Below are 27,000 nucleotides of genomic sequence, written 5' to 3'. Positions count from 1 at the left end.
TTAAATAACAGACAGGTTTTAATGCTGATATTTGCCTGTTTAGTTAAATAAAAAATATAATAACACCTTAGGGAGAATTTAATGTTGAACAATAAAGTTTCAAAAGCTGTTCGTTTAGCGATAGCTTTTGGTGCAGCTTCTACAGCTGCTTTCTCAGCAAGTTCATTTGCTGCAGAAGAAGAAAATGCAGAAAAAGTAGAACGCATTGAAGTAACAGGTTCACGTATATTACGTGAAGGCGCTATTTCACCATCGCCGGTAACCGTAATTACGGGCGAAGACTTAGTTAGCACTGGTGCTTTGAATATCGGTGAAGTACTAAACAAACTACCAGCCTTAGCAACTACCTATTCACTTGCAAACTCAGGCCGTTTTATCGGTACTGCTGGTATCAGTTTATTAGATTTACGTGGTATGGGCAGTGAACGTACATTAGTACTAGTTGACGGTAAACGTCATGTTTCTAGTGCCCCAGGAACATCTTCTGTTGATACGAATACCATTCCAAGCTCTTGGATTGAAAAAGTTGAGATTATTACTGGTGGTGCGTCTGCGGTATATGGTGCCGATGCGGTAACGGGTGTAGTTAACTTCATATTAAAGAAAGATATTACTGGTTTTAATGTATCTGCAACGAAAGGTTTTGCAGATAATAGTTCTTATCAAAATGAAAAATATACTTTTTCTTACGGTAAAGATTTTGCTGAAGGGCGTGGTAATGCTGCATTCTCTGTAGAATATAATACACAAAACTCATTGAATGCTTTAGACAACCCTTGGACTGCAACATCGTATGCATCCATGCCATATGATGTTGTGACAGGTCAATCTCGCCCAGAAGGTCAAATTGATAGCGAAGCTTATCCGGATAGAATAGTAGTCCCTAATGCTGGTTATTATTTAATTTCAAATCAAGGAACTGTTTGGAATCCAAATACAGGTGGTATTTTAGGTAAATTTAATGGTGATAGCTCATTAAACGATGTTTATACAGGTGCTATTGATGATGGCCAATTCTGTGGAAGCGCTGGTTGTGATTTCATTAACTTACGCCAATATTCAGAAATACAACCTAAGTTTGATCGCGTTAATTTTAACTTTAAAACGAATTATGACGTAACAGATGAATTAAACGCATATTTTCAAGCTAAATATTCTAAAACAGAAGGTGAAAATATAGGCCAACCTTTCTTCCGCTTCTTTAGTGGCGCAAATATGATACAGCGAGATAATGCATTTTTATCAGCTGACACTGCAGCATTGATGGATGAAGAAGGGCTATCAATGATCGGTGTAAACAAAATGTACAACGATGTTGGTCGCCGTTTAGAAGAAAATACTCGTGAAACAACTCGGTTTGTAGCAGGTATCCAAGGCTATATTACTGATGATTGGTCTATGGATATCTCTTTAGTTCATGGTAAGTCAGAGATAGAACGTATTAATGGCGCAAATGTTATTTTGGCTAATTATGCTAACGCTATTGATGCTGTGTTTGATGACAGTGGCAATATCGTTTGTCGTAGTGAAACTGCTCGTGCAGATGGTTGTGTTGCAGCAAATATAATGGGTGACGGCGCAATTAGCCAAGAAGCAATTGACTATGTGACAACAACATCAATTGGTACATCAGAAATCAAGCAAACTGTATTCAATGCAACATTTAGTAATTCGGCAATTTATGAACTACCAGCGGGTATGGTTGGTTTTGCTGGTGGTGTTGAGTACCGTGATGAAACAAGTGTGACGATTGAAGATGCTTTTGCTAAAACAGGGGCTACATTCTTTAATGCACTTGGTGAAACGGATGGTGGTTATGATGTAACAGAAGCGTTTTTTGAACTATCAGTACCATTAATTGAAGATGTATTCTTAATCGATACTTTAGTGTTTGACACAGCTGTACGTTATGCTGATTATTCAACTATAGGTGATGCTACAAGCTGGAAATTAGGCTTAGATTGGACTATTACGCCTGAATTACGTGCTCGTTTTACAGTATCTGAAGCGATGCGTGCGCCAAACATTGATGAACTCTTTTCTGGACAAAGTCAGTCATTTGCCAATGTAGATGATAAATGTAAAGTATCTGAGCTTGATCAGTTGAGTGATGCAGGCCGAGCTATTCGTGCAGCTAACTGTGCAGCGCTTGGTGTACCTGCTGATTTTGACTCAAGTTATGATAGCGCAACGCTTGAGACTTTAGTTGGTGGTAATCCAGACCTACAGCCAGAAGAATCTAGATCAATTACGGCAGGTATTGTTTACCAGCCAGAATGGTTAGAAGGCTTTAGTGTAACAGCCGATTACTGGGAAATTGATATTGATGACACAATTAGTGGTATTGGGTTTCAAACTATCATAGACCGTTGTGTAGATTCACCAACTGGTATTGACAATCAATTCTGTGGTCTTATAACTCGTGATCCAAATACAAGTGAAATTACCTTATTAAAAGGTTTTGCACTTAATATCGCACGCAGTCTTAATTCTGGTGTAGATTTTGAGGTGGGTTATGATTTTGATGCTCTAGGTGGTAGTTTTGGTACTAGCTTTATTGGTACTTATTTGATTGAAGCAAAGGATTATCCTTTCTCAGCTGAGCCTGAAAATTACACAGACTATGAAGGTGTATTAGGTAATGAAACATGGCAGGGTAGTATTTCTGTTGATTATACTTATGAAAACCTGGTTGTAGATTTTAGCACACGCTTTATTAACGGTGTTGAGTTATACAATCCTACACAAATAGAAGCAAACCCTAACCCGTCAAATGAAATGCGTTACGGTTCATATTTTATAACTGATGCTTCAGTCGCTTATAACTTTGACAGTGGTGTTGGCTTTAAGTTAGGTGTTGATAACTTATTCAATCGTGGCTTACCAGGAAGTACGACTGGCACAGGTGCAGGCTCAGCGATTTACGATAATATTGGTCGATTTGCCTACCTACAAGCTACTTACAAATTTTAAAGCTATTACCTATTAATATAATATTTTTATACTAATCGAGTTTCTTAGAATTGCAGATAAGTTAAGTATGTAATTAAATACCCTTAATCATTTTGATTAAGGGTATTTTTTTATATTTATACATAATATAGTTCTCTAAATTTATAAACAGTTTGAATATTAGTTTATGAATATAAATTATTTAAACAAATGTGAAATAAAGCTGTCTTCCTAAAACATAACCATTAATTAGATTAAGAATTCTTACCTTTGATGACCTACACCCTTAGACCCTACCAGAGCGAGGCGGTTGAACGCACCGTTTTACACTTTAGAAAAACCAATGATCCTGCTGTCATTGTGCTGCCTACAGGTGCGGGTAAAAGTTTAGTGATTGCTGAACTTGCGCGTATCGCTAAACAAAAAATATTGGTGTTGGCGCACGTAAAAGAATTAGTTGAGCAAAATGCTCAAAAGTATAAAAGCTTTGGTCTTGAGGCAAGTATATTTTCAGCCGGATTAAAAGAGAAGTCGTTAACCCATCAGGTCACTTTTGCGAGTGTGCAGTCGTTATCGCGTAATTTAGACAAACTTAATGAGCACTACTCACTACTTATTATTGATGAGTGCCACAGAGTGAATGGCGAAAAGAAAAGCCAATACGGTAAGGTTATTAATGCACTTAAATCTCACAACCCTGAATTAAAAGTATTAGGTTTAACCGCGACGCCTTACCGACTAGGGTTAGGCTGGATTTATCAGCATCATTACCATGGGTTTGTAAGAGGCAATAAAGAGAGTCCATTCAAACACTGTATTTTTGAATTACCTTTGCGCTATATGATCAAGCATAACTATTTAACTCCCCCTAAAGAGGTTGATGCTGCGATTAGCCATTATGACTTTTCATCTTTAACTAGCAATGCATTTGGGCAATATAGCAATGAGGATATGAATGCGCTGTTAAAAAAATCGACCCGTGCAACTCAAACAATTTTACAACAGGTTATACAATACAGTGAAAATCGTTACGGCGTGATGATTTTTGCAGCTACGGTTATGCATGCACAAGAGATAATGACTTATCTACCAGAGGATCACAGTGCGCTGATCACGGGGGATACGCCAAATAGCGAACGCGATAAAATAATAAAGCAGTTTAAAGCTAAACAGTTAAAATATTTAGTAAATATATCAGTACTGACGACGGGTTTTGATGCCCCTCATGTTGATTTTATTGCTATTTTACGGCCCACAGAGTCGGTAAGTTTATACCAGCAAATTGTCGGTAGAGGCTTGAGGTTGGCTGAGGGTAAAGATGATTGTTTAGTGATTGACTATGCGGGCAATGGCTTTGATTTATTCTACCCAGAGGTGGGAGATAAAAAAGGCGATAGCGATAATGAACCCGTGCAAGTACTGTGTCCTGGGTGTGGCTTTGCCAATATATTTTGGGGAAAAACAGATGCTGATGGCAAAGTAATCGAGCACTTCGGCAGGCGTTGTAAAGGTTTGCTAGAAGATGATAACGGTTTAAGCGATCAATGCGATTATCGTTTTCGTTTTAAAGAGTGTGAGCAGTGCGGCGCACAAAATGATATTGCTGCTCGAAAATGCCATGATTGTGATGCTGTGATGGCCGACCCTGATGATAAGTTGCGCAATGCGTTAAACCTTAAAGATGCATTAGTCCTACGTTGTAGCGGCTTGAGTGTGGTAAAACTTAAAGAGCAATTGTTAAAAATTACTTATTTTGATGAAGACGGAGCCAGTTGTGATGAAATTTTTGATTTATCAAACAAAGGTGTTCGGTATTACTTTAATCAGCAGTTTGGTAAGCGTATAAGTCAGGGCCAATCCCCGATTGAATTTGTCAGTGCAGAGCAAGTTATAAAAGCGCAGTTTGATTTAATACCACCGGATTTTGTGATTGCGCGAAAAAGTAAAAAATATGGCTGGAAAGTAGCAGATAAACTTTTTGATTATAAAGGCAGCTTCAGAAAAGCAAACCAGCTAAGTCGATAGACTAAGCTGGATATCATTCATCATTTAAATTAGGGATTATGCCTCTTCTGCGTCTAATCCCCAACCATCACCATAGCCATTAAAGCTGTTCGCTATGCTTTCAATGTATTGTTCTGCTTGGCCTAACAGAGCATGTTCAGGCACCATTTGTACATGGGCAATTACTTCCCAAACGCCGGTATCTTTGCATTTTTCAACATCAGCAGTTTGCACTAATGCATCGTTTACAATCTCAGTTGCAAATTTTTCGGCATCAACCTGTTGTTCAAATAAAATGTAAAAATCAATTTGTTGCATTTTACTTAAATCTACACCAGCGGCGGAAATTTCAGCAAGTAGCTGGCCATTGTCATCATCAGGGAATTGCATTAAAAAACTCATTAATTTTATTTTGTACTCGTTATAGCTATTGTAACCAAAATAAACCGTTAACGCGTACTAAATTTTGACTGCATCTTTGAGTGTTAATTGCGATTAAGTTAATGTTAGGCTCATTGTGGCTATGGTAGTATATCTCTGTCTAGCGGTTTATTTTATGGATACCACAGTAAGGATATTTACTTGTTCAATCAGCTTTTAAAGTTTTTTTGTTTTTTTTGCTTGTTAGTAAGCCTGTCTTCTATTGCTTCTGAAAATATAATTGAAGATTATGAAATTAAAGGGATCAGTGGCGACTTAGAAAATAACGTTGCACTTTATTTAAAACAACTTGTTGGTGAAAAACCAACCCGTACACTTCGTCGGTATGCAAAAACGCAAGTTGAGAACAGTATCAAAGCCTTAGGTTATTACAGTCCAGTAGTAAATATTGATTTTGATAAAGACGAGCGCGAACTTGTTGTAAATATAGAGCGAGGCCCAGCCACACGTATTGAGTCACTTAATATAACTATTAATGGTGAAGCAAAACAGGATCCGTTCGTTCAAAAAACGATTGAAGATCTTAATTTAAAACAAGGTGATATTTTAAATCATGGGGTTTATAGCAGCGCGCATAAAAAAATAGAGTCAGTGTTGCTAGAGTATGGATATTTCGATGCAAAATGGCCTGTTAGAAAATTTGAAGTATCACTAAAAAAACACAGCGCAACCATTACTTTTACTATTGATAGCGGAGTTCGTTATCAATTTGGTGATATTTTAATTGCCAGAAATACTCCAGCCGAAAAATATATCCGCTCTTTGGCGCCATTTAAAATGGGTCAGTCGTACAAAGCATCCTATATTGCCGATTATAATCTTGATTTATCAAGTACCCCTTATTTTAAGAGCGTGCGTGTTTACGCCGATATTACAGCGAGAAAAAACAAGCAAGTTCCTATAAAAGTGGATGTGTTACATAAACCAGAAAATAGTTATGAAATTGGTGGTGGCTTTAGTACAGATTTAGGGCCGAAAGTACGTTTTAAATGGAGTAAACCATGGATCACCGATAACGGGCACTATCTTGAAAGCAATTTAAATGTTTCTCAAAAACAGCAAGATATTTCCATGGCTTACACCGTGCCGGTGAATGATCCGAACGATGATTTATGGCGCTTTTCTGTCGGTTATAAGTTGGAAGATGAATTAACCAATCAAACTTACAGTGAAATACTAACAGGTCAGTTACAGCGCCAATGGTTAACTGAGCATAAATGGGTACGAACGGCTTTTTTAAGGCGCGAGCAAGAAACCTACCGCATAGGGGATGACGAAGAAAAAACAACTGAAATGTTAATGCCTGGGATCAGTTATGCGCGTAAACAATCAAAGGGTGGCACCACACCTTATTGGGGGGAGCAGTGGTCTATTTCAGCTGAGTTTGGACTCGATAGCGTACTCTCAAGTACCAATTTGGTTAGAGTTCAATTACAGCATGCTTGGTTACGTACTTACCTTGACCGCCATCTGATCTTTTTAAAAGCAAACGTGGGCGCAATGATTGTTAATGATATAAATAACGTGCCATTTTCTTTGCGATTTTATGCCGGTGGCGATCAAAGTGTCAGGGGTTTTGCTTATCAGTCGATTTCTCCGCAAAACGAGCAGGGTGAGCGTATTGGTGGTAAATATTTATTAGCGAGTACCGTTGAATACAACTACCAATTTGCTAAAAATTGGCGAGCTGCGCTGTTTGTTGATGGGGGGACCGCAACTAATGATTTTTCAGAACAATTTGAAGTAGGTGCAGGATTTGGTTTTCGTTATTTAACACCGGTTGGTCCGATAAGAGTTGATCACGCGTGGGGGCTCACAAAAGAAAGTAAAAGTACCCGTTTAAGTATTACCATAGGGCCTGAAATTTAATGTCAGTATTTAAAAAAGTAACGGCGATAATTAGCGCCGTTTTAGCAACGCTGTTAGTTACACTGTTTTGCGTTTTGTTTACCGCCCCTGGTAATCAATTGCTTGCTTATACAGCGAATAAATTGGTTGATGGATTAACCATTGAAATAAAAAATGGCCGATTTTTATACAATGACGCGTTTAACTTACAGTTTGACCAAAATGGCTTAAGCGTTAATGCACAGCAACTAAAGATAGATTTATTTTGGTGGCAATGTGATGGTATTTGTATTGATAATTTAAGCGCTAAGTCGATTAAATTAACCTTGCCAAAAAGCGCTGAGAATAAAGACGATACGCCAACCGAAGCATTAGAAAAAATAACCTTACCCTTTAATATTGCATTAAAAAATCTAGCTATTGATGAATTTATTTTAAATCATTCAAGTGTAAATGTAACACTTATCACTCTGCAATTGTCGGCAAAGGCTGAAGGGTCTGATGTTACAATTAAACGCTTAACCATTCCTCGTATTAATGTGGTATTAAAAGAGCAAACCGCAGCTCAACAAGCAGCGGCTAATCAACAAACAACAACGGCTATTAAGGAATTACCAGCTTTACCCAATATCGATTTTATCTCGCCACTTAACATCAATGTTGAGCAGTTCAATATCACCAACGTGACAATAAATCAGGGCGAGCAACACTATTCAATTGATGATATTGCCCTGCAAATGAGCGTAGAAGATGCCACTATTAAGGTACAGTCACTATCGGCAGGTTATCAGCAGTGGCAGTTAAAAACTCAGCTTGATGCAACACTGGAAGGGGCAATGACAATTAACGGCAACATTAGCTTAAAAGGGAATGAACATGGAGCTACTCTTGATATAAATGGTGATCTAGCCAAGCTTAACATTGCGCTTGATACCACAGGATTATTTCCTTTAAATTTGAGAGCAACAGCCAACCTCAAACAGAAAAATTATCCCTTTAGTGTTAATGGCAAAATTAATCAATGGCTTATTAATACACAAAGTAATGAGCTAAAGGTTAAAAACATCAATTTAAGTGCCCAAGGTAATGCTAACGACTATGAATTAAGTTTAACGGGTAATACTCAGCTAGATGCTTATCCAAGTGTAGATTTAAATGCTCAGCTAAAAGGCACACTAAACAAGGCAACGCTTGAAACGCTTGCTTTAAAAGCTAACGATAGCGCTGCGAATATTCAAGCACAGCTTGATTGGCAACAGGGAATTAAAGCGGACTTTACCGGCGTTTTATCAAATTTAAAAGCGCAATACTTAACCGATGCCCTAACCAGTGATGTTTCAGGGACGTTTAAAGGCGTATTTAACGCCCAAGTCGATACCTGGCAGCTAAGAATGAACAATACTAAGCTAGCCGGCTTATTGAACAACGTTCCCTTAGAGTTTGCTGCAAACTTTAAGTTAGATAATCAATTAAAAGCCGATATCGATAGTTTTTATTTAAGTAGTGGTGCTAACAAGTTAACTTTGAATGGGCAGGTAGATGATACATGGCAAGTTGACGGTGATATCACGCTTAATAGTGATGAGCAGGCTAACCTTCCTTTTATTGCTAACGGTAAAGCGGACTTAAAAGTACGCGGCAACAGATTAACCCCTTCGGTTAACTTAGCCGTCATGCTAGAGCGTTTTATTTTTAATGAGATAAACATTAATAAACTCGCTATAAAATCTCAACTAGATACGGCTGCTGATTGGCAAACTGATCTCAGTGTTAATGTTGCATCTGCACTGGTCGCTGGGCAGCAGATTAATAATATAAACATAGCTGCCAGTGGTGATAAAACAGATCATCAACTTAGCGCGTCGATTGATGCCGAAAAAGGCGCGGTGGAACTTGAGCTTAATGGCAAAATGAAAAATGCCATTTGGAATGGTGAGCTAAGTGACATAACCCTTAGTGATAAAAAGCTGAGTTTTAATAATACTAAAAAAATATCCGTTATGGTGAATACACAAAACGGGGATTTTGATGTGAGCGCTCATTGTTGGCAATCAGCTCAAAGTAAGTTGTGTATAGATACCTTGTCGCAAACAAAAGCGCTAGGGCAGTTTAATGCAAAGCTTGCTAACCTCTCACTTGCAGAGCTTAAGCACTTATTACCAGATAATATTCGCACACGCGGAGACTTAACAGGTGATTTTGCTGCTAATTGGCAGTCAGGTGCACTTAAAACACTCAGAGCCAATGTAAATTCTAATGGATTAAATGCAGTGCTAACCTCAGAAGAGGATCGATTTAAACTCCCAATAGAAACACTCAGTATTCGTGCTTTTTCAGATTCGCAGGTTGGTAAAATTGAAGCTAACTTGGCATCCAGTGTGCTAGGTAAAATAGCTACCGATATAAATATTGACGACATTCAAAACACACAAACACTCTCTGGTAACGTTAATATAGATAAAATTTTACTCTCAGACATTCAGCCATTTTTAGATACGCTTGAGCAACTTAAAGGGGCAATCAGCGGACAGGTTACATTAGCAGGAACGCTCAAAGATCCTCAGTTAGATGGTGAGCTTAAGATAGCAGACATTAATTTAGAGGGAGAGCAATTACCCGTTGCACTTAAAGACTCTAATATACATATTTTATTTAATAAAACCACGGCAACGATTAAAGGTAACTTAAGTGATCCTCAAGGCGGGCAAGTTAAACTTACCGGTGATGTTGATTGGCAAGGTGAGCAACCCGCGGTTAATGTTGCAGTTGTTGGCAATGAGTTTTTTGTTAGAGCACAGCAGGGCGTGATATTTAAAGTATCACCCGATCTAAAAATCGGCATAGCAGATAACGCGCTTAACCTTGTTGGTGAAGTGGTTGTACCTTATGGGCGTATAGAAATTGAAGAGTTGCCCGAGGGCGCAGTGCAAGTAAGCGATGATGAAATAGTTATTGATCAAAAAACACAAGCGGCTAAAAAAGTCCCTTTTGATTACGATATAGACTTAAAAGTAACAGTAAAAAATGATGTAAAAGTCGAATCGTTTGGACTCAAGTCTAAAGTAGCTGGTGATTTAGCGCTTAAAATGAGCCAAGGTACGCCAATTATTGCAACCGGAGAGCTTAATTTAATAGAAGGGACTTATTTAGCCTTCGGGCAAGACTTGATAATTAGAACAGGGCAAGTAGGTTTTAGTGGCGCAATCGACAAACCGTATCTCAATATTAAAGCGATTCGTAACCCAGATAATACCGCTGATGGTGTGATTGCAGGAGTGACTTTAACGGGCAGTGTTGAGCAGCCTACGTTAAAAGTATTTTCTGAGCCTGCGATGGATCAAGCCCAAGCCTTAGCCTATTTACTCAATGGGCAACCATTAGGAGAGGGCGACAGCTCTACAGATGCTATGTTAACTCAGTTATTACTTTCGCAAGGTGTGAGTCGCAGTGAGGGAGTGGTTTCTAAGGTGGGCGAAACCTTTGGCTTATCTGATGTAAGTTTAAGCTCTAAAGGCAGTGGTGAACAAACAAAAGTAGAGATATCGGGTTATATAGCCCCAAGCTTACAGGTTAAGTATAGTGTCGGGGTGTTCGACTCACTCAGTGAAGTGGCTGTGCGCTACCAGTTACTCTCTAAACTATACATAGAAATAACCAGTGGCTTATACCAAAACGTAGACATACTGTATAAGTTTGATTGGGACTAATAGATAACAATAAAAAAGGAAAGGTATGAAAAAGTGTGTAGTGACCCTTTTAGTGTCGGCCTTGTTAGGTGGGTGTGCCCAGTACAGTACTCAATCACCAGCCTCATCGGCTAAAAAACTAACAAGCAGTGAGATTATTGCGGCGGCTAAAGATGATGAATGGCGATGGGTCGAATCAGAGAATATTCTAAAGTTAACCTTGCCCACAGGCGCCGCATATATTGAGCTTAACCCCAAACTTGCGCCTAAACACACTGCGAATATTAAAAAACTGGCAAGACAAGGCTTTTATCAAGGTACTCACATTTACCGTTTTGTTGAAGGGTTTGTAGCTCAAGGTGGCGATAGTACGGGTAAAAAGTTAGCCAAAACTAAAGATAACACGGTGCCAGCGGAATTTTATTTAACCACCACTGAGCCACTTTTAATAACCGAGATGGGCAGTGATGGTTATGCACCCGTAACGGGGTTTTTAGGTGGCTTTGCGGTTGCACAAAACCAAGCGCATACACAAACGTGGCAAGTCCATTGTCATGGCATATTTGCAATGGCGCGCGATAACAATATAAACAGTGCCAGCAGTGAGTTTTTTGTCACCATAGGTCAAGGGCCGCGTTATTTAGACAAAAATATTACCGTGTTTGGTCGGGTGCTTAAAGGCATGGCACATTTTCATCAGCTAGCGCGAACGCCAACTGAAAATACCGAGTTTAACCCCATTACTGATCTACAAGTATTAGCGGATGTAGCAGACGATAGCAGCCAATTTAAAGTAATGAAAACAGACTCTGATTCATTCAAACAATTAATTATTGCTCGGGGTAACCGCAGCGAGGAATGGTTTGCGTACAGCCATAATTATATTGATGTGTGTGGCATGGCGGTGCCAACTAAGCAACTTAATGACTAAAAAAGGAGCCTCAGGCTCCTTTTTTGTTAAGGTAACGCGACACTTATTGACGGTTTATTTTTACCGAAAATGGGGTTTCGTTATAATGTGTTGAGCGATATGGGTTTATATCAAGCCCACCACGGCGCGTATAACGAGCGTATACTTCAAGTTCTTTAATATGGAGTTGAGTGGTTAAGTCGCTGTAAATACGTTCCACACATTGCTCATGAAACTCATTGTGAGTTCTAAATGAAATTAAATAGCGTAATAATGACTCACGACAAACTTGCTCACCGGTATAGCGAATAATAATACTCGCCCAATCCGGTTGTGAAGTAATTAAACAGTTAGACTTAAGCAAGTGGCTATGCAAAGTTTCGGTGACTATTTTATTGCTTTGTGATTTAAGTGAATGGGCATCAATATGGTAGTTATCTATCTCAATATCTAACTCATCAATACACTCACCTGGCAGCGGTGTGCAAGGAATACAATTGTAGTCATCAGCGCTGTATAAGGTTACCTTTACAGGGCTGTTTACCGCATTGGATAAGTCGTCAATTAAATGTTGTTTAACAATTTCAATACTCCCAAAACGGCTTTGATTAAAGCTGTTTAAATAAAGCTTAAACGACTTTGATTCAATAATATGACTACTTTGACATTCGAAAGTAAACAATGCCACCGCAACTTGAGGCTTACCTTTAGTATTTAACCAAGACAGTTCGTAACCTGTCCATATGTCTTGGCCTTTAAACGGCAGCGCAGTTTCATCAATACTTAATGAATCGCGATTAAGCTTGCGAGCAATAGGAAAAAGCAAGCTGGGCGTGTATTGATCGACATACTCAGTAGATTGACCAAGTACGCTGCCTTTAAGATCGGGAGAATTGCTGTAATCTGTCATGTTTGCTCTTAAATAGTTACAATGGATGCATTATATATAAATTAAATGAGTTTCACAGTATGTCTGTTGCAATGCAATTAGCTCAACTTCACGAAAAATTTAGCGAACAAACGATTACTAATACACAAAAGCGCCCATTAATCGTCCACGATGAGCAATGGCCAAGCCCATGTGAAATAGGTAGCGCAGATGAACATGGCATGATCCAGTGGCAAGCGATAGTTAGAGAGCCTACAGGTTCATTAATCGATCTCGCTAACGCATTGGAGCTTGAGTTTCCAGAGGCGTTGAGTCAATTTTATGGCCATATGTTTGCTGGCAGTGTTGTAGCCAATATTGACGGACATCAAGTGGAATTATTACAAGCATGGAATGAAGATGATTTTGACCTAATGCAACAAAATATCACCGGCCATGTTTTAATGAAACGTAAACTCAAACAAGCGCCAAGTGTGTTTATTGGGTTAACCGACCAAGACGATTTGCTTGTTACCGTATTAGTAGAAACAGGTGAGGTGTGCCTAGAGTATGTAGGTAAAAAGCCACATCAAGTACTTGCCAAAAACCTCAGTGAATTTATAGCGTCGTTGACAGTATAATTATAAGGTAGTTTTAAGGTGTGATGTTTTTAGACATAGCACCTTAAGTGTGGGATTTATTGAAAATCCCACGAAATATTAGAGACTATACCACACGGTTCACACCTAAAATCAAACAAGCCAAACCAAGGCTCGGGTAATTTCCATTCACCATGGCAACTCGGGCATTTACGCTCAAGTTCAGAGGCTTTATCAACCCCCCCTACACGGTATAAATAATAGTAAACAGGCTTTTTAGTTAAAAAACTAATCCGTTTAGTTATATCTTTACCACGGCGGTATAAATCACTTTGGGTGCTGGCTATTTCTTCAAGCGCTGGAAATTCACAGCGTGTTGCACCATTAATTTGAATTTGATCGCACGCTTGCCAATCTTCTTGCCATTTAATTAGTGTTTTATAGTCACCATTAGCAATCGCAGGAATATTAAATAGCGGCACGGGTAAAAAGTCATCGCCACAATACAGTGGGCTACATGTATGCACATAGGTGGTATATAAAATATAGCTTGATGGCTCTTTACAGCCATCGGCACCATTGGAGTGAATATCTTGGCCGATGACCTTTACTTTGGGAGCAAGCAAACCAGCGCCATGAAGCTTTTCAACACTGTGTTTAACAAACGCACTGTTATTAAGTGGGTGCATGGCGTCTTCGGTCGGGCACATTACACGAGTAATAAAATAGCCATCTTTTAAAACCGTTGGAAATTCCTCTCCAATGATTTGGCCATTAAAGCGTAATGCATTCACTAAGCGGTTTATTGCCTGCTCGGCTTGCTCTAGGGTTGTGTCTTGGTAGCAATCAAATGTTAAATCAACAACAAACATTTATAGTCTCAAATTATTTTTGCTCTAGCAAAGCAAGTAATCGATCAAGTTTTTGCTCAATTCTATCTAACTGAGTGTTTTTAGGATCTGAGTTACTTGCTTGCTCGGGTGTTTTCATTAAATTATAAATTGAATCGGGATTATTTTTATATTGACTCACTGCCGCAATAATAACCGGCATAGGAAGTGGTTTTACTAAACGGCTTTTAGTTAGTGCAACAGTGGGGACTTTGCCTTCATCAAGAAGGACTTTAATAGCTTCAAATACAGCAGCATTCATTCGATTTATAACTCTTTAATAAAGTAAGCTCGCAACATGGAAGTTGCGAGCAGGTATGGTAACAATAAAGTGGCTCAGACACATTAAAATGTGCGATTTAATTATTTTGACGAAGGCGAGAGTCGAGTTCGTCAATTACCTCACTCCAATCGCCATCAACCGCCAGCGATTCAGCAATAAAGTGTTGTTGGGCTTCATCCCAAAAGGGAGCATCTTGCAATAATGTGGTATCCGAAATGGCATGCGATGCAATAAATGCATCTATTTCTGCTTCTGTATTAGGTAACCCTAATTGTGCGAACAATGTATTTATGTCGTGCTTAGTCGTATCCATAATCGTGCTCCTTAATGAATTAATACTTAATACTTATTAACTCTAGGGGGAAATGATATATCTAGCCAGTTTAACCCTTACTGAATTTACGCTTTATTTACTCAGTAGTAAGTCGCTAAAGCATGATCTGACTCAATGCAGTGGATGAGCGTACTAACTAAAATGTAAATTCGCTTATTTGTCCCACTTAGGTATATAGTTATATGAGCATTTGGTCATCGTTGTAGTTCAAAATTAATCCCAAACAAGTTACGCGGCGTAATGACAAAGGGTATAAAATATAAAGGAAATAAAATGACAGCCACAGCAGAATCCACAGACACGTTTAGCGTGCAACATATTGCACCAGAAGATATCAGTACCGCTGCAAGCCTTATATATCAGGCCTACCAAAATGACCCTATTTTACAAACTCTGCTAGGGTATAACGAAAAAAGCCCTCTGGACTATGAAAAAAAACTCCGTGCGCTTATTCGCGAAGAGCTCAGTAGCTTTTGGCAAGAAAAACAGCCTTTAATTGGCCTTTACCGTAACGATAAGTTAAAAGCAGTTGCTTGTGTATTTGAGTCAAGTAGCCAACTTCAAGCAGAGCGTTATTGGCATTGGCGATTAAAGTTGATGTTAAGTGCCGGTTATTTGCAAACGAATCAATTAATTGAAAAAGAAAAAACTATTCGTGATGCACTAAAGCCGCAAGGCAATTACTACTTTTTAGCGTTTATAGCCGTTGACCCACATTTTCATGGTCAAGGGTTTGGCCGCCAATTACTTAAAGGCTTAGATGGTTTATTACATGACAATCCTGAGTCCTCTGGTATAGCGGTATTTGTGACTCGTGACGAACATACGCAATTTTTTAAATCACAAGGCTTTGAGCACTTTAAGCAGCTCACATTTAACCGAGTTAAAGGTGAATTACTTTTTAAAGCTGCTCTATCTGTACAAGGCTAGGTGTTTAGAATTGTGATTATTGGTAATTGACTTTCGGATTGAGAATCTCAGTCAGTGGCATCTAGTAGCTTACTTAGTCGTACGTGAGCAGTGAAAAATTGGCTGCCGCTGCGGGTAAGAATTGTTTGCAAAAATCTCATAAAATAGTCCCTGTATGTAATCCTACCAGTGTACTGGTTAGGGTTCGTTTACTACGCAATAACGTCAAACGTAATTGTACGTTCAACTTCATTGCCTCTGTATTAGTAACAAATATGAGCTAGATGAGCAAACTATACTGGAGCTAGAGTAAAAATAGTGGGGGCGTGCATAGAAATAGAGGATCCAAGGCGGGTTTCAGCCTACCGGAAGAATGGTTACCTTCAAGTTGAATTAATTAACCCATTCGACTTCACAAGGAAATACCTAAAATACTGATATTTAAAATAAATCACACATCAACTTGTTATCTTGAAAAAATATAGAGAAATCAAACCAGTATCATGAAGATTGCAGTTTCCTTATCCAGTTCAAACAACTTTTCAACAATACACGTAAGTCATAATAGTGCTTTTTTACACTATAGTGTCGGAAATTGTCACTAATAGTGCTTTTTTCCATTATTATGGGTGCCCAATAAATGACCTGTCTAATTGTGCTTTTCTCATTGATGCTGATGATCACCTGAAATTCTAAAAGGCACTCTTTGGAGTTACATATCGGCCACAGAAATAGTAGTTCGATTAATTATTGCCGCAATATCTATTTGCTGATTTTGCGGTATAACTTTTTTAGCAGAGAGTTCAGGAAAAGTGTGAAATATCTGTTTTTTTGTAATGCCAAGAAGTTTAATCGCACTATCAAAAGTAACGATAAATGATTCTATATGTCGATTTGAGCTGGAGGATACTTGTGGTGTTTGGAGAAAGCTAACGTAGCAATTATTTATAGGCCATGCTGCATTGAGGTGTCGTATTAGTAGTGTTAACGGAAAGAATTGAAATTTTTCTGGAAGTTGAGAAAAAGGGCTAATGGCGTCACCTAATCGCTCTATAAATTGGTCATATACTTCTTTGCCACTGAGGAAGTTGAAGCCCTGCTCTAATGCAGTGTTAAAGTCGCTTACCGATGGGTGATGGTAAATGGGTAAAACAGTTGTGTAAGGATTTTGAATAAACAAGCTAGCTAGCAAGCAATCGCAGATTTCATCTATGAATAATTCGTTTATTTGGCTAGATATCGGATAGCTTTTTATTGGGCACAAACACAACTCGTTGGTACAAGTACCTTGTAATAATAAAGGTGACCAAATGAGTTGTTCATCACATTCTTGACAGCTATCGCAGAGCACACAACCGTGCAGCTCACATGATAAATTACCAATGTTTCGCCACTTTTCTTTTAGATATCCTTTGCCCTTTACACAATAGGGACAAATACGAGGCATATCAGTGTGACAATCTAGAAATAGTATGGAGTGCTTTGGTGCTAAGCTTAAGTCGCTAGTGCTCATAGCACAGGGTACGAGTTCACTTAATAGCTGTCGTTGTTTAATGCTAATTGTATTTTTTGTAACCGCACTCCACATTGGTTTATCAAGCCATTCGAGCGGTGAGGTGAACCCATTTCGAAGGCTCAAGCGTAATAGGTAGCTTGCTAGACTTTCATCAGCGATTCGTTTAGGCATTACCGATAACATTAATCAAATTCCCTCGAATCTAAAATCCCAACGATGTCATTATCAGTTAGGGCAAGTGTGTCAAAAGGATTGTAAGCAGATGAATTAACTCCCAACAGGTAAGCATCTTCAAGCTTAGCCAACAGATTCTTACGCTCACTGGTTGAAGCTATAGCAAAAAGCTTCGTTAACAGCCCAATTCTGCCGTCGGTTGCGACATGCAAACGATTAAGTATAGGTTTGTCGTCTAGAGTAAATGGCGGAAATCGAAATTCGGTGGCAAAGTAATTACAGCACAAAAGCCAGCACTCGCAGCGAGAAGGGATTATGTAAAGCTTTTGTTCAGATAGGAAACGGCGGCTTAGTTGCTCCTCACCTTTTAATCTGTGCGTTGATTTGCCATATTTAAGCTTCAACAATCGGCTGGCGACTGGCGTTCCCATTAAAATAAGTGAAACTTTTGGGTTGTTATCTAGTAGCGCAGCTATTTGCTTAGCCATTCGCTGACTAGTGATTCCGTCGATATCCGTCAAACATTCCTGTACTTCATCGATAATGATCAGTTGAACGCGATGCGCGGCAAGTAAAACGGCAAGCCTGTCTTGAACGATATGAGCTTTATTGGCATTTTTACCTATGACTGAAGTGAGAGCTTTAACGACCTGTATAAGAAAATCAGTAGCTGTTTTAGTCTCCGTTAACTTTACATAAATGACCGGATAGTAGGTTACTTCGGGAGTACATAAAGTTGGAAAACGTGCTAGATATGTCTTGGCTAAACACGTTTTACCAACACCACTTAGACCTGTTAAAAGTAATCCATAATTTTTACCAAAACTTTGCTGATGAACTTGGTCTATTAGTTCAAGGCACTTGCTCAGACTTGGATGGCTAAACATTGGCTAGTCCTGCCATAAACCAAGCTGAGCTTCGTTGCGATTAGGGCTTACTTTTCGTTTAATATTTCCTTTATCTGAGGGTGTATTATCCTCTATGGACTTCTTCGACTTTTTGATAGGTTTGTACGCATAACTCTGGTTACTTCGCTCAATGCGCTCTGCCGTAGATAGTCCCTTAGATAAGTTTTCTTTTGCAGTAGCAACTGGCTTGCCACTGCCAAGTGATCTTGTCTTTTGCTTAACTAACTTTGTAATTTTACGACTGAATATATCTCGCCGTTCAGGCGTCCCTGATGTTGTGTTAAGTTCTTCAAATGACAGTGGGTACTCCAATTCACTTCCAGATAGCTTTCGGTTTTCTACAAAATCGAATACTTTAGGGTGGTCCTAACATGGGAAGTCTGCGATGACTGTTACCCAACGGCCATCATCTGGGTCAGATTTCACAGTAACCGTCATATCTTGGTTTTTATCGAGAGTTTTTGCATCTAGATAGCATTGCTTTATACGGTCATCCGCAAAAACCTGTTTGTTGACCTGAACTGTACCTCGCTGGCTTAATGAAGGGTTGTGCTCTATATAATGGCAAGCAGCACTGAGCAGTTCTTTATTGACAGGAATGAGAGGCTTTAGAGCAACTGACTCGTTCCATACTTGTTGTGGTGTTTTGTTGTTGAGGCTTGAGTGCTTTGAGTTTACATAGTGAACGAGGTAATCATGCAGTAGCGAGGCAAACTCCTCGACAGGCAAGGAAGCGGCTTTTTTAATGGTTTCTTCAGACGACGGCTTACTTGTTTTGTGGGTGCGTTTGTCTTTATAACCTGGAAGACCTATGGTTATTGTTCCATCAGGTAATTTAAATTCGCCTCCTTTAAAGAATTCTTCCCGCAACGTATTGTTGAAAGACTCAACAAAAGGTTTTCGCCAAGGTTCATTCGATGGAGCTTTGATTAACTCACACCCTAAGCGTTGGGTTATTTGTTTGAACTGCTCAGCTTTATAGCCACTGCCATTATCCACAATAATTTTAAAAGGAATACCACACGCGTTTAGCTGGTCACTGGTTGACTCAAAAATACGCTTAAATGATCGAACAACCCCTTCCGTACCCTCAGAGGTGCCCAGCTCGAATGTAACACTCAGCGGGTAGCGTGAGTGGCAGTCAATGGCAATATAGATGCTGACGTTGCCCGTTGGTTTACCTTCTTCGTCAATAAGAGCCAAGTTAAGTGACATCCGGTCCATTTCTACTCGCTCAAGCACATGAGTGGTTTTTATTTTCTTGGATAATGTACGTAGTGCTTTTTTAACTTCGCTGTAGTTTCCAGAGTTTAAAATGATATTAAATGCATTAAGTCCTTCAATGCGTCTGCTAAACGTTCGTTCGCTAACCTGTTCAATAGCGTCATTTTGCGTCTGAGCTTTTAAAGCTGCTTTAGAATAACTTGAGTAGCCTCTCGCTATGTTTTCAATGTTGCCTTTTACCCAGGTGTCAGTAAAAAATCGGTTGAGGAAGTTTTCCGTGGCCGTATTGGTTCGCTTGGGTTGGCTTTTTCTCGGAGCAATTGACTTTTTGAGATTAAATTCTGCTTCTCGATATTGTTTCCACCAACGTGCAATAGTGCTATTGCCGTGTTTTTCGGTGCCGATGTGGTACTTGTCATGAACAACCTGTTTGAGCTTATCGATGGTCTCGTCAACGGTAGGTTTATAGCCATCATGCACCAATGTTGCTAACTCGGTAATGTAAGGCTCTCGCTTTTTCAGTTCTTTTTTTTGTGATGCTGTCAGCTCGTTATTTTCGTGTGTTATGGCGTATGCTGGTCGTAATTCACCGCTGTCTATTTTCGAGCGAAAGTCATCTTGAGTTAAGTGCAAGCCAATTTCCGAACCTAACATCGAGTCAGGGTTTAGTAATGCTTGCAGCTCATCATAATATGCTAGATTAAATTTACGCTGTTCAATATCGATGAAGGTGTCACCGACCACAGGTGGCTGATACATTACTTCTTCCTCATCAATGTTGTTTCTGCGTTAAAAGGCTTTGACGTGTCAAAATAAAAGTGTTGTTGTGCGACGAGTGACCAAGCGTGCGCTCGTGAGCCACCAGGCAAATTAGATACTAACTTTTCAAGTCGAGACAGTTTTGTTCTTTTTGGTAAGTTACAGATAACGGGCTGTAAATGATTGACGTCAAGAGTCTTGTAGCCCATGAGTAGTTCGTAGTTTTCTACCTCAATGCTGTCAACATCAAGCTCACTCCTCAGCACCAGTTCAAGCCCTGTTAACATATAAATGACTCGTTTCCAGAGGAAGTGGCGCTCAAAGAATTCATCATTCATATAGTGGGTGTGTTTGATTTCTACATATTCGGCATGACCGGATTTATATTCCACCAAAAAGTCAGGAGTATAACGTCTTCCATACACACTAAATGATTCTGGTTGGGAAGCATATTGATGGATAGACTCTTCAAATTCGAGCGTTATCCCGTATTTGCGTTCGAGAAACGACTCACACCAGATATGACAACCATTTTTAGCACTGTAAAAGTTAATGGTGTGTTTTGAACGGTGTTTGTTGAATTTTTTTTTACCCTTCATGTTCGCCTCAAAAAAATTTAGTTGAAAATGCCCAAGATTTTTTGGCTAAAAGTCAATCTTAGCTATAATTAAAAGTTGGGCTTGTATAAATATCAAGTTGATAAATGGATGAAATAGTCATCAAACCTCTCTCTTTTTCAGCACTTTAAAAAAGGTATGAACTACTTGTAAAGCTGTATAGTAAACACTCGAATGTAGTCTTGTTTTTATACAGCAAATTTATGTAACTAATTGATAATAAAGAGGGGTAAAAATTAGTTATGTTTTAAAAAGATTTTTTAAATGGTACTCTTTTGTCGTTTTAAATGCTTTTTTTACGGCTTACCTACTTCGCTTTACGAAATAGTGCCGTTTTTTCACGTTTGTTTGAAAACTATTTCAAAATAAATAGTTATAACAACTTTTTACGTCAATTGACGTAAGTGCTGGTATCGATATGTCAGAATCTTCAAGAAAATTTAAAATAAATAGAAAAACTTCAGACAAATACACAGAAATAGCCAATATATTGTGTATTAAACATGCTGATTGGGGGGGCTTTTTAGTGCAACACGAACTTGATTTCTTTAAACGTAACTATTACCAGCTAAGGCCAAACTCACCAATGGTTGCCGCATGGTTTAAGCAGAAAAAGAAAACTTTAGACCAAGAGGGAGTGAACCAGCCCTACTCAATTAGAATGCCGCAGAGTTTAGTTGATGACTTGGGTGGGTGGTGCAAACAATATCGCGTTTCAAAAGAAATGATTGTCGAATACGCCCTTGAAGCCTTTATTCAAAGAGTTGATGTAGGAAGAGCCGCTTATAAAAAGCTTAAACGCCATGAACTGATGCCACTCTTTTTGCTAGAGCATTCTTTTAAAGCTAGGCTTACTGAAACTGAAAAAATTAGCTTTATACGAGAAAACATACTGATACAGGAGCACATGCTGCCAGGTGATTTTCGCAAAGAGTTTAAAGAATCAAAAAAATAAGCACTGCATGGGCAGTGCTTAATATTTTAATGTGCACGTTATAGGTTTAGCGATTCAAACTTCTGTTTAAATAGCCAATGCTCCAATGCTATGCCAACTAACATCATTGCGCCACCAAATACTAGTGCCAATATTATACGGAAGGTTGATAGCCCTTCTTGATTAACAAATGACAGTATAATTGCTGCGGTTGTCGCAAAGATAAATACGCGACCTAACTCGGTGAGCCAGTGACTGATCACGTGCAGCCCATAACTTACGCCAAATCGGTTTTGTTGAGTGTCTTTCAATTGCTTCTCCTTTTATGATGACCTCAACAATATTTAGAGACCCTGTAAGGGGAATTAATCGCTCTTTGCGGGTTTTAGTTTCACCAACCTCAGACGTTTAGCGAAGTTTTTGCTACCACATATTGCGACGCTAGTTAAAAACGTTTCATCCACATTTTTCTGCTATTTCCTTAAGCTCAAGTTCTTCCATCCGCTGCATAAGTAATGACTTTCCTTCATCAAACCACCCCGATTTTGGAAAGCGCATTACAAACCATAATTTCCAGTCTTCAATATCTTCATTGCCAATCTTTACTGGCAACGCTCTAAGGTGAGGTTCTATGATTTTGGGACAAAACGTTAATGCTCGGCTTTTTAGTTTCTTTAAGGTTGGTTTGTGAGGCTTGCTTTGGATTGCGGCAACGGCTAGCGCTTCTTTTAATAAATTACGAATGTTTTCACCTGATTTATACAGTGAGGACTCTACAGCACTAACATAGTGTTCAAGTGCTTTTTCTATTTCACCACTTAGTAACAGTAATCGTCCCTTGAGCCAGTCTTGATGATATTGCAACTCATCATTCAGGTTATGCTCTTCAATAGATTTTTGTAAGGAAGCTAAGCGTGCTGAATAATCAACAAGGCTGCCCAGAGGTTTAGTTGAAGAGCGTCTTAACAACTTGTGTAGCTTATTACCTTCAGCAGATAGTTTATATAGATTCGCTGAGCTTATCTCATTGATATAAAACTGATGAAATACTTGTCCAAAATCTAATGTAGGCTCTTGATTATGCTGCAACCGCCAAACGACAGCATCTTTTAAATCGTTTACAAATTGATGGTGTGTTTTTCTATGAAATGAATCTATGAACCTTGTCAAAAACAAGGTTTCCTTATCTTCATCAATTGCATCTGAATTTGATAACGATGTCCACTGAGCCAGCAGAGTTAGGTTACCTATATTAGGAAGTTCTTCACCACTTCGCCATTTTCGAACTGTCCTGTCAGTGCCTTCAAAGAATCGCTTTATATCGTTTTCAGGAAGTGTTTGTTGGCTTTCATAAAAAGCGATTAGGGCTTTGATAGGGTAATTATCACAATAAAAGCTAGGCACTGTATTGGTTGGCATTTGATTAACGCCTACTTTCCAAATGATATTGGCAAGTGTTTCAACTACTAGGTGCTTATTTAGCATATAAGCAACTTTTTCTTGTGCTACTCCTTCCATTGGCGCACGCTTAATGATCTCGACGTAGTTATTTAACCCCATCCAAATACTGTCGGAGAAAAACTGTGCGAAACTATCTGTAACAACTTTGGAGATTGGTTCATAAAATAAGTGTCGCACTGACTCTCCAATCAGTGTTGGATCTATAGACTTTCTAGATGCTAAGTCTTCTTCCTTGCGAAAACGGCTCTTTCCTTTAGTAGCCAATGACTTGGTGTCGGCAATATCAGCCAGACGATTTAAAACATACCCAATGTTTGGATAAGACTCATTGATAGTCGTCATTAATTTAAACCCTAAAAAATTCCTTTTGAAAGAGGGGCAATGCCCCTCGCCATTATTTACTATTTTTTGCGGCGCTACTAGTTGCTCGTGCCGCAAAACTGCCTTTAGGCACACTGCCGCCATTTGCTCTAGCTGTAGCGCTTTGAATTCGTTGTGCCGCTTGTGGTGTTATTGGTGTTGATGGCTTTGCATTTACTTTTGAAGTCATAATGTTCTCCTAGTTAGTTGTGAATCAACTTCGTAGGCAATAATCGATTAAACCTGAGTTTCGGAACAGGAATCAAGTGGCGCAATTTTTTCAAAATCTAAATATTGAGGTTACACGTTAACCTGTGTGTTAAAAACTTGGCAGTTTTTTAAAGCAAGATCAAATGAATAGTAATTTATTAGTGAATTTTATATCCATTTTATTTATATTAAGACTCTAATTTCTGTAAGTTTTTATGCAGGACGCAAATGAGCGATATAAAGTTATTCAAACTAGACCAAGCAAAAGGAACTGCACTAGAGCTAGTGCGAGCACAAGCTAAGCTTGAAAAAGACTTGCAGCAGCTCGTTGAGTCACAAATGGAAACCTTCCTGAATGTAAAGTTCCTTGCTTCAGAATTTACTACCTCAAACGGTGGCAGAATTGATTCACTTGGTGTAGATGAAAATGGCTGTCCAGTTATCATAGAATACAAACGGCACACCAATGAAAATGTAATTAATCAAGGACTGTTTTATTATGATTGGCTTATTGATCATAAGGCTGAATTTAAGTTACTCGTAATGGACAAGCTCAGCAGTGAAGCTGCTGACAATCTTGAATGGGAAGGTGCACGTTTAATTTGTATCGCTACTGACTTCACCAAGTATGATGAGCACGCGATAAAACAAATTGATAAAAACATTGAGCTGATGAGATACAAATATTTCGGAGAAGATTTGTTTTTATTAGAGTTGGTAAACAGCCACTCATCTAACCGTTACTTTTCTAACCCCGCAGCTGCCGCACTACAGGAAAAGACAGTTCAAGAAACTTCAAAAAAAGAACGGAAGGATTACCATCAGAATCGAATCGCTGCCGCTAGTGAACACCTTTTAAAGCTTTATGAGCATATTTGTGAATTTGGCTTATCACTCGGTGACGACGTGCAACGCAAGGAACTAAAGTTCTACACAGCACTGAAGAAAATCAAAAATTTCGCGAGCGTTCAAGTATGGGCACCTTTACAAGACCCTTCATTGAGAATTTATTTAAACTTAAATCCTGAATCGGTAGAGCTTAAAAATGGTATCGTCAGTGATGTTAGAGGTAAAGGGCATTGGGGAACTGGTGATCTAGAGGTTATCGTCCGAAATATTGAAGAGCTGGATATAGCAAAGCAATTAATAAAGCTAAGCTTTGAACAAAACTAGGGAGAGTAAAGTTGGTAAATCAAAACGCAGAACAAATAGCACGCGATAAAACTAGCTTAGATATTTTCTGGCTAAAAGATAAATCGCTAACTGACTTAGAAAACCTGCCTGAACCGGGAGAACCAGCAGGTGAGATAATTGAAAACATGGAAGCAGGCTTAGATAGCTTTCGCCAAGTATTGGCCGCATTACAATAATAAGGATATAAGATGCAAATTGAGAACTTTTCAAACGACTGTGAAATAGTCATCGGGTTAGTTGCTCCCGTTGGTGTTAACTTAGATGATGTACATAACCGCTTCGTTTCATATTTCAATCAATTCAGATACGAAGTTAACTATATTCACCTTTCTCAAGTTGCAAAGGAATTTCAAGGTATTGCGACAGGCCCTTACACTGAGCAAAGCCGTCTAGACACTGCCATGAATACGGGTAACTCCCTAAGACAAGCAAGTGAACGTGGGGATTTATTTGCGCTATTAGCAATAAATGAAATTAATAAAAAGCGCTTGGGTGAAACACCTGAACCATTGCCAAGACACGTTCATATTATTAGATCACTTAAGCATCCTGATGAAGTTGAAACGTTGAGGCAAGTCTACGGCCCAGGCTTTATCCTTTTAGGCATATCTTCTAGTATAGAAAGCAGGAAGCGCTACTTGAAAGATGAAAAAGGAGTTCCTGAAGAAGAGCTGGAAAGGTTAATTGAAAGGGACGATAAAGAATCCGATTCATTTGGACAAAGTACAAGAGATGTATTCCAAATAGCTGATGCATTTGTGACATCAGATGACGCACATTCATTATCGACCCAAATAGGCAGAACGCTCGACTTATTATATTCCAAACCCGTAGTCCCACCGACTGCTGATGAATATGCGATGTTTATGGCATATGCTGCATCTCTTCGCTCTGCCGATTTATCTAGACAAGTGGGAGCTGTTTTAACTAATCAAGAGTCAGATATTTTAGCTACAGGTGCTAATGATGTGCCCAAATCAGGAGGTGGCTTATATTGGCCTGTTGATGGTGAAGATAATAGAGACTATGAATTAGGTAAAGACTCAAACGAAGAGCAAAAAAATAAAATCATATTAAACATTATGAAAAAGTTTAGTAACCCTGAAGAAACAACTGACGAGGAGTTATTAAAAGAAGGCAAAAAGAAGCTTAAAGATACGGGGCTATTAGATATTACCGAGTATGGGCGAGCTGTTCATGCTGAGATGGAAGCACTTTTATCCTCAGCAAGAAATGGGATTTCGACTAGAGATGCTAATTTATATACCACAACTTACCCTTGTCATAATTGTGCTAAACACATTGTAGCTTCTGGTGTGAAAAGAGTTTTATATATAGAACCGTATCCAAAGAGCTTTGCGACTATACTTCACAATGACTCTATCAATGCTGAAGGCAGCCCAGGTGAGTCAGAAAAAGTGATGTTTGAACCATTTGTTGGCATAGGGCCAAGAAGGTTTGTTGATTTATTTTCAATGAATTTAAGTAGTGGTAGGAAGTTGAAACGCAAAGAAAACGGTCTGTTAAAAGAATGGAACCGGAGAGACTCAGAGCTACGAGTTCCTATGACTCCCTTGTCTTATTTAGATGCAGAGGTTATGTTAATAGAGCAGCTTGATGAAATTAAAGAATCAGCGAAGGAAAATAAAAATGACTAGCACAGAGAAAAACATTACAAGAGCAAAACAAGTCGTTGATAGTTGGCCTACATGGAAGAAAAACATACAGCTAACCAAGTATAAATCTGCTTCAAAAGAAAACTCTCATACCACTCACAAGCAACCACAGCTTCAATGTGGTTAACTTTTTTAGCCAAATATTAGCGGCATACATTTTGCCGCTGATTAATAATAGTTGTTAAGATATATTTGAAAGCACAGGAGCCGCTTAGCTCCCGTAACGGATTAGTCTCTTTTTTT

The 27,000-nt window shown here is 38.9% G+C and carries 25 protein-coding genes; 12 read left to right on the top strand and 13 right to left on the bottom strand.

Annotated features, from left to right (window positions below; all coding sequences use genetic code 11):
• The first annotated feature begins 81 nt into the window (after positions 1–81).
• On the top strand, positions 82–2,973 hold the full coding sequence (locus tag PISS_RS10335) for a TonB-dependent receptor domain-containing protein (protein WP_058154990.1): 2,892 nt from the start codon (positions 82–84) through the stop codon (positions 2,971–2,973).
• Between the two features lie 252 nt (positions 2,974–3,225).
• Positions 3,226–4,977, top strand: a complete 1,752-nt coding sequence (radD, locus tag PISS_RS10330) for a DNA repair helicase RadD (RefSeq protein ID WP_013465375.1) — start codon at positions 3,226–3,228, stop codon at positions 4,975–4,977.
• Positions 4,978–5,013: 36 nt separating this feature from the next.
• Here the strand turns inward: radD and PISS_RS10325 are convergent, their stop codons facing one another.
• Positions 5,014–5,346 carry a ribonuclease E inhibitor RraB gene (locus PISS_RS10325; RefSeq protein ID WP_008109396.1) on the bottom strand — a complete coding sequence of 111 codons (333 nt, stop codon included), beginning with the start codon at positions 5,344–5,346 and terminating at the stop codon, positions 5,014–5,016.
• Between the two features lie 192 nt (positions 5,347–5,538).
• Between PISS_RS10325 and PISS_RS10320 the strand changes: the two genes are divergently transcribed.
• Genes PISS_RS10320 through PISS_RS10310 form a run of 3 tightly spaced genes read left to right on the top strand, consistent with a single transcriptional unit; the run spans position 5,539 to position 11,862 of the window.
• A complete protein-coding gene (locus tag PISS_RS10320; protein WP_058154989.1) occupies positions 5,539–7,266 on the top strand; it encodes an autotransporter assembly complex protein TamA in 1,728 nt (575 codons plus the stop codon).
• On the top strand, positions 7,266–10,952 hold the full coding sequence (tamB, locus tag PISS_RS10315; RefSeq protein ID WP_058154987.1) for an autotransporter assembly complex protein TamB: 3,687 nt from the start codon (positions 7,266–7,268) through the stop codon (positions 10,950–10,952). Before PISS_RS10320 ends, tamB begins: the two co-directional genes overlap by 1 nt.
• A 25-nt stretch (positions 10,953–10,977) precedes the next feature.
• On the top strand, positions 10,978–11,862 hold the full coding sequence (locus PISS_RS10310) for a peptidylprolyl isomerase (protein ID WP_058154985.1): 885 nt from the start codon (positions 10,978–10,980) through the stop codon (positions 11,860–11,862).
• Between the two features lie 43 nt (positions 11,863–11,905).
• Here the strand turns inward: PISS_RS10310 and queF are convergent, their stop codons facing one another.
• Positions 11,906–12,751: an NADPH-dependent 7-cyano-7-deazaguanine reductase QueF gene (queF, locus tag PISS_RS10305; RefSeq protein WP_028834075.1), complete on the bottom strand. Its 846-nt coding sequence runs from the start codon at positions 12,749–12,751 to the stop codon at positions 11,906–11,908.
• 59 nt (positions 12,752–12,810) lie between these two features.
• Here queF and syd point away from each other — a divergent pair, with 59 nt between their 5' ends.
• The gene (gene syd, locus PISS_RS10300; protein WP_058154983.1) at positions 12,811–13,350 is read left to right on the top strand and encodes a SecY-interacting protein; all 540 of its coding nucleotides are present in this window, start codon (positions 12,811–12,813) and stop codon (positions 13,348–13,350) included.
• A gap of 56 nt (positions 13,351–13,406) precedes the next feature.
• Here the strand turns inward: syd and PISS_RS10295 are convergent, their stop codons facing one another.
• The 3 genes from PISS_RS10295 to PISS_RS10285 all read right to left on the bottom strand — a co-directional run bounded on the left by PISS_RS10295 (position 13,407) and on the right by PISS_RS10285 (position 14,794).
• Complete coding sequence (locus PISS_RS10295; RefSeq protein WP_013465369.1) at positions 13,407–14,180, bottom strand: Zn-ribbon-containing protein; 774 nt, start codon at positions 14,178–14,180, stop codon at positions 13,407–13,409.
• Between the two features lie 13 nt (positions 14,181–14,193).
• Complete coding sequence (locus PISS_RS10290) at positions 14,194–14,460, bottom strand: hypothetical protein (protein WP_024601586.1); 267 nt, start codon at positions 14,458–14,460, stop codon at positions 14,194–14,196.
• 97 nt (positions 14,461–14,557) lie between these two features.
• The gene (locus tag PISS_RS10285; protein WP_013465367.1) at positions 14,558–14,794 is read right to left on the bottom strand and encodes a DUF2789 domain-containing protein; all 237 of its coding nucleotides are present in this window, start codon (positions 14,792–14,794) and stop codon (positions 14,558–14,560) included.
• Between the two features lie 294 nt (positions 14,795–15,088).
• On the opposite strand from PISS_RS10285, the gene PISS_RS10280 reads away from it, so the two are divergent.
• Complete coding sequence (locus PISS_RS10280) at positions 15,089–15,745, top strand: GNAT family N-acetyltransferase (RefSeq protein ID WP_013465366.1); 657 nt, start codon at positions 15,089–15,091, stop codon at positions 15,743–15,745.
• Between the two features lie 691 nt (positions 15,746–16,436).
• On the opposite strand, the gene PISS_RS10275 is transcribed toward PISS_RS10280, so the two are convergent.
• The 5 genes from PISS_RS10275 to PISS_RS10255 are packed head-to-tail and all read right to left on the bottom strand — an operon-like array spanning position 16,437 to position 20,904.
• A complete protein-coding gene (locus PISS_RS10275) occupies positions 16,437–17,423 on the bottom strand; it encodes a TniQ family protein (protein WP_058154982.1) in 987 nt (328 codons plus the stop codon).
• On the bottom strand, positions 17,423–18,301 hold the full coding sequence (locus tag PISS_RS10270) for an ATP-binding protein (RefSeq protein WP_058154980.1): 879 nt from the start codon (positions 18,299–18,301) through the stop codon (positions 17,423–17,425). The genes PISS_RS10275 and PISS_RS10270 overlap by 1 nt, the downstream gene beginning before the upstream one ends.
• A gap of 3 nt (positions 18,302–18,304) precedes the next feature.
• Entirely contained in the window at positions 18,305–18,634 is a 330-nt protein-coding gene (locus PISS_RS10265; RefSeq protein WP_058154978.1) for a hypothetical protein, read from the bottom strand.
• A 54-nt stretch (positions 18,635–18,688) separates the two neighbouring features.
• Complete coding sequence (locus PISS_RS10260) at positions 18,689–20,305, bottom strand: DDE-type integrase/transposase/recombinase (protein ID WP_058154976.1); 1,617 nt, start codon at positions 20,303–20,305, stop codon at positions 18,689–18,691.
• Positions 20,305–20,904 carry a hypothetical protein gene (locus PISS_RS10255; RefSeq protein WP_058154974.1) on the bottom strand — a complete coding sequence of 200 codons (600 nt, stop codon included), beginning with the start codon at positions 20,902–20,904 and terminating at the stop codon, positions 20,305–20,307. The genes PISS_RS10260 and PISS_RS10255 overlap by 1 nt, the downstream gene beginning before the upstream one ends.
• 436 nt (positions 20,905–21,340) lie before the next feature.
• On the opposite strand from PISS_RS10255, the gene PISS_RS10250 reads away from it, so the two are divergent.
• Complete coding sequence (locus PISS_RS10250) at positions 21,341–21,877, top strand: hypothetical protein (RefSeq protein ID WP_058154972.1); 537 nt, start codon at positions 21,341–21,343, stop codon at positions 21,875–21,877.
• Positions 21,878–21,915: 38 nt separating this feature from the next.
• Here the strand turns inward: PISS_RS10250 and PISS_RS10245 are convergent, their stop codons facing one another.
• The 3 genes from PISS_RS10245 to PISS_RS10235 form a co-directional block, all read right to left on the bottom strand.
• Positions 21,916–22,167 carry a hypothetical protein gene (locus PISS_RS10245; protein WP_048690588.1) on the bottom strand — a complete coding sequence of 84 codons (252 nt, stop codon included), beginning with the start codon at positions 22,165–22,167 and terminating at the stop codon, positions 21,916–21,918.
• Positions 22,168–22,312: 145 nt separating this feature from the next.
• Entirely contained in the window at positions 22,313–23,659 is a 1,347-nt protein-coding gene (locus PISS_RS10240) for a hypothetical protein (protein ID WP_058154970.1), read from the bottom strand.
• A 52-nt stretch (positions 23,660–23,711) separates the two neighbouring features.
• A complete protein-coding gene (locus tag PISS_RS10235; protein WP_077066488.1) occupies positions 23,712–23,867 on the bottom strand; it encodes a hypothetical protein in 156 nt (51 codons plus the stop codon).
• A 248-nt stretch (positions 23,868–24,115) separates the two neighbouring features.
• On the opposite strand from PISS_RS10235, the gene PISS_RS10230 reads away from it, so the two are divergent.
• The 4 genes from PISS_RS10230 to PISS_RS18830 are packed head-to-tail and all read left to right on the top strand — an operon-like array spanning position 24,116 to position 26,884.
• Positions 24,116–25,060 (top strand): DUF5655 domain-containing protein, encoded by a 945-nt coding sequence (locus PISS_RS10230; protein ID WP_058154968.1) that lies wholly within the window; start codon positions 24,116–24,118, stop codon positions 25,058–25,060.
• Positions 25,061–25,071: 11 nt separating this feature from the next.
• The gene (locus PISS_RS10225; protein ID WP_058154967.1) at positions 25,072–25,257 is read left to right on the top strand and encodes a hypothetical protein; all 186 of its coding nucleotides are present in this window, start codon (positions 25,072–25,074) and stop codon (positions 25,255–25,257) included.
• A gap of 12 nt (positions 25,258–25,269) precedes the next feature.
• On the top strand, positions 25,270–26,739 hold the full coding sequence (locus PISS_RS10220) for an anti-phage dCTP deaminase (RefSeq protein WP_058154965.1): 1,470 nt from the start codon (positions 25,270–25,272) through the stop codon (positions 26,737–26,739).
• Positions 26,732–26,884 carry a hypothetical protein gene (locus PISS_RS18830; RefSeq protein WP_157066901.1) on the top strand — a complete coding sequence of 51 codons (153 nt, stop codon included), beginning with the start codon at positions 26,732–26,734 and terminating at the stop codon, positions 26,882–26,884. Before PISS_RS10220 ends, PISS_RS18830 begins: the two co-directional genes overlap by 8 nt.
• The last annotated feature ends 116 nt before the right edge of the window (positions 26,885–27,000 follow it).

The organism is Pseudoalteromonas issachenkonii, from assembly GCF_002310795.1.
In the GTDB taxonomy this organism is placed as follows: Bacteria; Pseudomonadota; Gammaproteobacteria; order Enterobacterales; family Alteromonadaceae; genus Pseudoalteromonas; species Pseudoalteromonas tetraodonis.
Note: the sequence above shows the minus strand (reverse complement) of the source record. Positions and strands in the feature narration are given on the sequence as shown.

Excerpts from the sequence above, each read along its gene's own strand:
- PISS_RS10335 (WP_058154990.1), top strand. The coding sequence starts at position 82 with ATGTTGAACAATAAAGTTTCAAAAGCTGTTCGTTTAGCGATAGCTTTT.
- radD (WP_013465375.1), top strand. The coding sequence starts at position 3,226 with ATGACCTACACCCTTAGACCCTACCAGAGCGAGGCGGTTGAACGCACC.
- PISS_RS10325 (WP_008109396.1), bottom strand. The coding sequence starts at position 5,346 with ATGCAATTCCCTGATGATGACAATGGCCAGCTACTTGCTGAAATTTCC.
- tamB (WP_058154987.1), top strand. The coding sequence starts at position 7,266 with ATGTCAGTATTTAAAAAAGTAACGGCGATAATTAGCGCCGTTTTAGCA.
- PISS_RS10310 (WP_058154985.1), top strand. The coding sequence starts at position 10,978 with ATGAAAAAGTGTGTAGTGACCCTTTTAGTGTCGGCCTTGTTAGGTGGG.
- queF (WP_028834075.1), bottom strand. The coding sequence starts at position 12,751 with ATGACAGATTACAGCAATTCTCCCGATCTTAAAGGCAGCGTACTTGGT.
- syd (WP_058154983.1), top strand. The coding sequence starts at position 12,811 with ATGTCTGTTGCAATGCAATTAGCTCAACTTCACGAAAAATTTAGCGAA.
- PISS_RS10295 (WP_013465369.1), bottom strand. The coding sequence starts at position 14,180 with ATGTTTGTTGTTGATTTAACATTTGATTGCTACCAAGACACAACCCTA.
- PISS_RS10290 (WP_024601586.1), bottom strand. The coding sequence starts at position 14,460 with ATGAATGCTGCTGTATTTGAAGCTATTAAAGTCCTTCTTGATGAAGGC.
- PISS_RS10285 (WP_013465367.1), bottom strand. The coding sequence starts at position 14,794 with ATGGATACGACTAAGCACGACATAAATACATTGTTCGCACAATTAGGG.
- PISS_RS10280 (WP_013465366.1), top strand. The coding sequence starts at position 15,089 with ATGACAGCCACAGCAGAATCCACAGACACGTTTAGCGTGCAACATATT.
- PISS_RS10275 (WP_058154982.1), bottom strand. The coding sequence starts at position 17,423 with ATGTTATCGGTAATGCCTAAACGAATCGCTGATGAAAGTCTAGCAAGC.
- PISS_RS10270 (WP_058154980.1), bottom strand. The coding sequence starts at position 18,301 with ATGTTTAGCCATCCAAGTCTGAGCAAGTGCCTTGAACTAATAGACCAA.
- PISS_RS10260 (WP_058154976.1), bottom strand. The coding sequence starts at position 20,305 with ATGTATCAGCCACCTGTGGTCGGTGACACCTTCATCGATATTGAACAG.
- PISS_RS10255 (WP_058154974.1), bottom strand. The coding sequence starts at position 20,904 with ATGAAGGGTAAAAAAAAATTCAACAAACACCGTTCAAAACACACCATT.
- PISS_RS10250 (WP_058154972.1), top strand. The coding sequence starts at position 21,341 with ATGTCAGAATCTTCAAGAAAATTTAAAATAAATAGAAAAACTTCAGAC.
- PISS_RS10240 (WP_058154970.1), bottom strand. The coding sequence starts at position 23,659 with ATGACGACTATCAATGAGTCTTATCCAAACATTGGGTATGTTTTAAAT.
- PISS_RS10235 (WP_077066488.1), bottom strand. The coding sequence starts at position 23,867 with ATGACTTCAAAAGTAAATGCAAAGCCATCAACACCAATAACACCACAA.
- PISS_RS10230 (WP_058154968.1), top strand. The coding sequence starts at position 24,116 with ATGAGCGATATAAAGTTATTCAAACTAGACCAAGCAAAAGGAACTGCA.
- PISS_RS10220 (WP_058154965.1), top strand. The coding sequence starts at position 25,270 with ATGCAAATTGAGAACTTTTCAAACGACTGTGAAATAGTCATCGGGTTA.
- PISS_RS18830 (WP_157066901.1), top strand. The coding sequence starts at position 26,732 with ATGACTAGCACAGAGAAAAACATTACAAGAGCAAAACAAGTCGTTGAT.